The 6,253-nt window shown below is 69.6% G+C and carries 5 protein-coding genes; 2 read left to right on the top strand and 3 right to left on the bottom strand.

What is annotated here, in order from left to right; translation table 11 throughout:
- Both ileS and BN10_RS13955 read right to left on the bottom strand, forming a co-directional pair.
- Positions 1 to 2,554 (bottom strand): isoleucine--tRNA ligase (ileS, locus tag BN10_RS13960; RefSeq protein WP_084311102.1); only part of this gene is annotated, 2,554 nt, incomplete at its 3' end.
- A 217-nt stretch (positions 2,555 to 2,771) separates the two neighbouring features.
- Positions 2,772 to 3,422, bottom strand: a complete 651-nt coding sequence (locus BN10_RS13955) for a histidine phosphatase family protein (protein ID WP_156917411.1) — start codon at positions 3,420 to 3,422, stop codon at positions 2,772 to 2,774.
- 34 nt (positions 3,423 to 3,456) lie between these two features.
- Here BN10_RS13955 and BN10_RS13950 point away from each other — a divergent pair, with 34 nt between their 5' ends.
- Both BN10_RS13950 and cobF read left to right on the top strand, forming a co-directional pair.
- A complete protein-coding gene (locus tag BN10_RS13950) occupies positions 3,457 to 4,902 on the top strand; it encodes a cobyric acid synthase (RefSeq protein WP_010851898.1) in 1,446 nt (481 codons plus the stop codon).
- Positions 4,899 to 5,690, top strand: coding sequence for a precorrin-6A synthase (deacetylating) (gene cobF / locus BN10_RS13945; protein WP_010851897.1), 792 nt, complete (start codon positions 4,899 to 4,901; stop codon positions 5,688 to 5,690). The genes BN10_RS13950 and cobF overlap by 4 nt, the downstream gene beginning before the upstream one ends.
- Positions 5,691 to 5,775: 85 nt before the next feature.
- Here cobF and BN10_RS13940 read toward each other — a convergent pair.
- Positions 5,776 to 6,253, bottom strand: a 478-nt coding sequence (locus tag BN10_RS13940) for a nicotinate-nucleotide--dimethylbenzimidazole phosphoribosyltransferase (protein ID WP_040751972.1), incomplete at its 5' end; no start/stop codon positions are given.

Raw genomic sequence — 6,253 nt, 5'->3', positions numbered from 1 at the left:
CCCCCCCCGACGGCCAGTCGGTGAGGTGCACCGACCGCCCGCCGGTGAGACCACGCCAGATCTCCTCCGTCACGAGCGGCAGCAGCGGTGCGGCCACCCGGGTGAGCACCTCCAGCGCCGTGTAGAGGGTGTCGAACGCCTCGTATGCCGTGCCGCCCGTCGCGCTCTCGGCGTCGGACGGCGTGCGCCCGGAACCGGTGTCCCAGAAGCGTTCCCGGCTCCGCCGGATGTACCAGTTGGTGAGCACGTCGACGAACTGGCGCACGCTCTCGCAGGCGCCGGGAATGTCATAGACATCGAGCTGGGCGGTGGTGCGTTCGACCAACTGGTGGAGCTTGGCGAGCAGGTAGCGGTCGAGCGGGTCGGTCGACGCGGTCGACCAGCGCGCGGCATACCCCTGCCCACCATTCATGGCGTTGGCGTAGAGGGAGAAGAAGTACCACGAGTTCCACAGCGGCATGAGCACCTGGCGGACGCCCTCGCGGATGCCCTCCTCGGTGACGATCAGGTTGCTGCCCCGCAGGATGCTCGAGTTCATGAGGAACCAGCGCATCGCATCGGCCCCGTCGCGGTCGAACACCTCGTTGACGTCGGGGTAGTTGCGCAGCGACTTGCTCATCTTCTGGCCGTCGTTGCCGAGGATGATGCCGTGGCTGACCACCGACTTGAACGCCGGCCGGTCGAACAGGGCCGTCGCGAGGACGTGCAGGGTGTAGAACCAGCCGCGCGTCTGGCCGATGTACTCGACGATGAAGTCGCCGGGGAAGTGGTGCTCGAACCAGTCGGCGTTCTCGAAGGGGTAGTGGACCTGCGCGAACGACATCGAGCCGGAGTCGAACCACACGTCGAGCACGTCCTCCACGCGGCGCATCGTGGACGTCCCGCTCGGGTCATCGGGGTTGGGACGGGTCAGCTCGTCGATGAACGGTCGGTGCAGATCCGGCTCGCCCGCAGCGTTCAGCGGCAGCCGGCCGAAGTCGGCCTCGAGCTCGGCGAAGGAGCCGTAGACATCGATCCGCGGGAACTGCGGGTTGTCCGACTTCCACACCGGCACCGGGCTCCCCCAGAACCGGTTGCGGGTGATCGACCAGTCGCGGGCGTTCTCCAGCCACTTGCCGAACTGGCCGTCCTTGACGTGCTCGGGCACCCAGGTGATCTCCTGGTTGAGCTCGACCATGCGGTCCTTGAACGCCGTGACCTCGACGAACCAGCTCGACACACCCTTGTAGATCAGCGGCTGCCGGCAGCGCCAGCAGTGGGGGTAGGAGTGGTCATAGGTCTCGCGGCGCAACAGCACCGTCCCCGGGGTGACTGAGCCGACCTGCTCACCATGCGTGGCCTTCTTGAGGTCGTCGATGATCAAGGAGTTGGCGTCGAAGACGAGCATCCCGGCGTACTCCCGCACCGGGAAGGTGAAGGTCCCGTCGGCACCGACCGGCATGACCGGCTCGATGCCCTCGCGGTCGGTCACGACCTTGTCGTCCTCACCGAAGGCGCCGGCCGAGTGGACCAGCCCGGTGCCATCGGTCGTCGTGACGAAGTCGGCCTCGACGACCCGGAAGGCGTTCGCCTGGCCCTCGTAGTACGAGAACGGCGGGGTGTAGGAGCGCCCGAGCAGGTCGGCACCCGTGAGCCGCTCGACGATGAGCGCCTCGACGTCACCCTTGGGGTCGCCCGTGAACTCGCGGGCGAAGGACTGGGCGCGGGCCGCGGCGATGACATAGCGCTCGGGCGAGCCGGTCGGCACCGAGGACTCGACGACGACGTAGTCGATGTCGGTCCCGACCATGATGAGCAGGTTGCTCGGCAGCGTCCACGGCGTCGTCGTCCAGACGAGCGCCAATTCGCCTGTCGACAGGCGCAATCCGACGGTGACGGCCGGGTCCTGACGCATCTTGTAGACGTCGTCGTCCATCCGCAGCTCGTGGTTGGACAGCGGCGTCTCGTCGTTCCAGCAGTAAGGCAGGACGCGGAAACCCTCATAGACCAGGCCCTTGTCATAGAGCGTCTTGAACGCCCACTGCACCGACTCCATGAACTCTGGGTTCAGGGTCTTGTAGTCGTTGTCGAAGTCGACCCAGCGCGCCTGCCGCGTGACGTACTCGCGCCAGTCGCTCGTGTACTTCATGACCGACTCACGGCACTTGGCGTTGAAGGCGTCGATGCCGAGCTCGAGGATCTCGTCCTTGGTCTTGATGCCGAGCTGGCTCATCGCCTCGAGCTCGGCGGGCAGGCCGTGGGTGTCCCACCCGAAGCGCCGCTCGACATGCCTGCCGCGCATGGTCTCGTAGCGCGGCACGATGTCCTTGACGTAGCCCGTGATCAGGTGGCCGTAGTGCGGCAGCCCGTTGGCAAAAGGCGGCCCGTCGTAGAAGACGAACTCGTTCGACCCGTCGACCCCGGCCGGTCGCTGGTCGATCGAGGCCTGGAAGGTCCCGTCCTCTGCCCAGTAGGCCAGCACGGACTCCTCGATCTGGGGGAAGCGCGGGCTCGGCGGGACGCCGAAGGCGGCTCCGGTGTGGTCGCCGGTCGTCGAGACCTTGGGATAGGTCATGGCTTGATTTCGCTCCTGCGGATCGTCAACTCGTCATCTCTGGGACGAGGACGAAGGAGTCCCGCACACGATGCCGTATGCCGGGTGCTCACCTCCGCGGTGCCACCTCGCTTGCCGTATGCCGCCCGCTCACCCACCGCAGCGGGCTGCGGGAGGCGGGCACACGGCATACGACCGCTCTTGCCGAAGGCTGTGACGAAGCCCGACTCGTCCGGGTCTAGTGGGCGGTGCTGGGTGAGTCCAGACCCGCTGTTCTTCCGGAAGCTCGCCGCTGATGACGGCTCAGACGCTGTTGGTGCAGAAGTCTAGCGGGATCGACCTCCAGGGTCGTCACGCTGCCGTTGGGGGCCGGGTCCCAGTCCACCTCGCGGTGGGAGCGACCGAGCAGCCAGGCGATGGCGACGCGCAGGGTGTCGCCGTGGGTGACGAGCACGAGGTCGCCTCCCGCGCTGGCCAGCACCCGGTCAAAGAGGCGGCCCAGACGGTCGTGGACATCCTCGATCGATTCGCCACCGCCCCACCGGACCTCCGTCACGTCCACGCCCTCGGGGGTCGGCTCGCCGGTGAGCTCACGCGTGAGGCGACCTTCGAGTCGGCCCAGGCCCTGCTCACGCAGGGCGGGCTCGAGCTCGACGGGCACGGCGAGGCGCTGCGCGATGACGTCGGCGGTCTGGGCCGCCCGCACGAGGTCACTCGAGAGCAGGCGGACCGCGGGGCCGCGGCGGGCGCACCGCTTGCGCACGACGGCGGCGGCCGCGCCGGCCTGAGCACGTCCGAGGGGCGTCAACTCGGGGTGGGCGATCTGCCCCTGCAAGCGACCCTCGACGTTCCACGTCGACTGCCCGTGGCGGACGAGGTGGATGCTCACGGGGTCGCTCACGAGGCCACTGTAAGGTCGCCGCGTGGCTGGACTGCTGGTGACCGGGACGAGCTCGGATGCGGGCAAGTCGCTCGTCGTCACCGGCCTGTGCCGCGCCTTCGCCCGCAGGGGGTTGAGCGTTGCTCCCTTCAAGAGCCAGAACATGTCGAACAACTCGATGGTCTGCCGCGACGGCTCCGAGATCGGGCGGGCGCAGTACCTCCAGGCCGAGGCGGCTGGTGTCGAGGCGAGCTCCTTGCACAACCCCGTCCTGCTCAAGCCCGGCAGCGACCGCCGGGCGTTCGTCGTGCTGCGGGGGCAGCCCGCCGGCGAGCTCCGGGCCGGTGAGTACGCCACCGGCCGGGCCCATCTGGCCACGGCCGCCTTCGCGGCCTACGAGGAGTTGGCCGCCAGGCACGCCCTCGTCGTCGCCGAGGGTGCCGGCTCCCCCGCCGAGATCAACCTGCGGCGCGGTGACTACGTCAACATGGGGCTCGCGCGCCGCTTCGACCTCCCGGTGATGGTCGTCGGTGACATCGATCGCGGTGGCATCCTCGCGGCTCTCTACGGCACGTGGGCCCTGCTCGACGAGGACGACCGGGCACTGCTGAAGGCGTTCTGCATCAACAAGTTTCGCGGTGACGAGTCCGTGCTGACACCGGGTCTTGAGGAGATCACCCGCCGCACCGGCGTGCCCTTCGTCGGGGTGCTCCCCTGGCTCGAGGACGTCTGGCTGGACTCCGAGGACGCCCTCTCGATCGGACGCTGGCGCCCATCGCAGGACGGGATCGTCGACCGCCTGTCAGTCGCCGTCGTCCGCTTCCCGCGGACGTCGAATGCCACGGATGTGGACGCCTTGGCCGCCGAGCCCGGCGTCGACGTGCGGGTGACCACCGATGCCGACGTATGCCGTGAGGCCGACCTGCTCGTCCTGCCGGGCTCGCGAGCCACGGTCAGTGACCTGGCGTGGCTGCGGGAGCAAGGGCTGGCCGATGTCGTCCTCGAACGCGCAGCCGTCGGCCGTCCGGTGCTGGGGATCTGTGGTGGCTACGAGATGTTGGCCGCCACGATCGATGACTCCATCGAGAGCGGGGCTGGTGTCGTGCCCGGTCTGGGCCTGCTGCCGGCGACGGTCACCTTTGCGCGCGAGAAGGTGCTGGGCCGGCCGACCGGCACCTGGCGCGGACACCGGGTCGAGGGCTACGAGATCCACCACGGTGTCGTCGACGACGACGGCTCCTTCCCCGGCGGCATGCGCCGCGAGGCGGTCTTCGGGTCGATCTGGCACGGGACCCTGGAGGGGGACGACTTCCGGCGCGCCTTCCTCGCCGACGTGGCGGCCCTGTCCGGCTCGCTGTGGCAATCACGGCCCGGGACAGCCGGATTCGCGCAGCGGCGCTCGGCCATGATCGATGCCCTCGCCGACGCGGTGGAGGAGCACCTCGACCTCGACGCCCTGCTCGCCCTCACGGCGCGGAGTGACTCATGAGCCCCCACGTCGCACCGCGCCAGGTCAAGGTCATCGGGATCGGCGCCGGCTCCCCCGGGCACCTCACCCAGGAGGCGATCGCGGCCCTGCGCAGCGTCGATGTCTTCCTCGTCGCCGACAAGGGTGCGGCCAAGGACGAGTTGGTCTCGGTGCGTCGGGCCCTCTGCGCGCAATTCATCGACGGGATCGAGGGCGAGGACTACCGCTTCCTCACGGTGACCGACCCGGTGAGGGGGCCGGACGCCGAACGCGACGACGCGGCATACCAATCCGGCGTCGCCGACTGGCATGCGGCGCGGGCCGACCGCTATGCGGACGTGATCGCCGACCTACCGGACGACGCCGTCGTGGGCTTCCTCGTGTGGGGTGACCCCGCGTTCTACGACAGCACGATTCGCGTCGTCGACGCCATCGGTGAGCGGCTTCCCATCGACATGCACGTCGTGCCCGGGATCTCGGCCTTCCAAGCCCTCGCCGCCGCGCACGGGATCGTGCTGCACGCCGTCGGCCAGCCCGTGCACATCACGACGGGTCGTCGGTTGGCGGCGGAGTGGAGCCCCGCCTTGGGCAGTGTTGTCGTCATGCTCGACGGCCACCTGGCCTGCCAGGCCCTGGTGGAGCGGGCGCCGGACCTGGTCATTCACTGGGGCGCCTATCTCGGGCTTCCCCAGCAGACCTTGCGGTCGGGTCGGCTGGCGGACGTCATCGACGACCTCATCGCTCTGCGCGCCGAGTTGCGGGCCGAGCACGGCTGGATCATGGACGTCTACCTGCTGAGCCCGTCGTAGGCGGACGCTCCCGGAGCTGGTCGTCGGAACGAGGTCCCGACGTCGGTGTCGGGAGCGTTGGTCGAATCGAGGCCGAGGTGTCTGCTCACTCCACCGTGCGGGCGGCGAGACGACGCATGCGGAGGCCCTGGAGGAGCATCGACGCCGCGAGACACGCGCCCACGCCCTCACCGGCGCGCAGCCGCAGGGTGAGCAGCGGCTCCAGGCCGAGGGCGCGCAGGACGGCAGCGTGGGCGCGCTCGCGTGAGCGTTGCCCGGCGATGAGGTGGGCCTGAACGGCCGGCTCGATCCGCGTCGCGAGCAGGCCCGGGAGGGAGCCGGCCAGTCCGTCCAGGATGACCGGCGCACCGCCCTCGACCGCACCGAGCACGACCCCGGTGAGCAGGGCGAGATCTGGGCCGCCGAGCGCGGCGAGGATCGCCTTGGCCCGACCGGCCGGTGACCCGGCGGTGGTCAGGGAGGGGGCGCTGCGAGCCAGGGCCGCCTCGACGATGGCGCGCTTGCGCTCAAGGATGGCGGCATCGGCGCCCGCCCCCAGACCGACGGCATCGACGGCGTCCAGG

The organism is Phycicoccus elongatus Lp2 (assembly GCF_000367525.1).
GTDB classification, from domain to species: Bacteria; Actinomycetota; Actinomycetes; order Actinomycetales; family Dermatophilaceae; genus Phycicoccus_A; species Phycicoccus_A elongatus.
This window is presented reverse-complemented; position numbering and strand designations above follow the sequence as displayed.

What these genes read in the sequence shown, in the direction of transcription:
- cobF (WP_010851897.1), top strand. Translation starts at nt 4,899, where the DNA reads ATGAGCCCCCACGTCGCACCGCGCCAGGTCAAGGTCATCGGGATCGGC.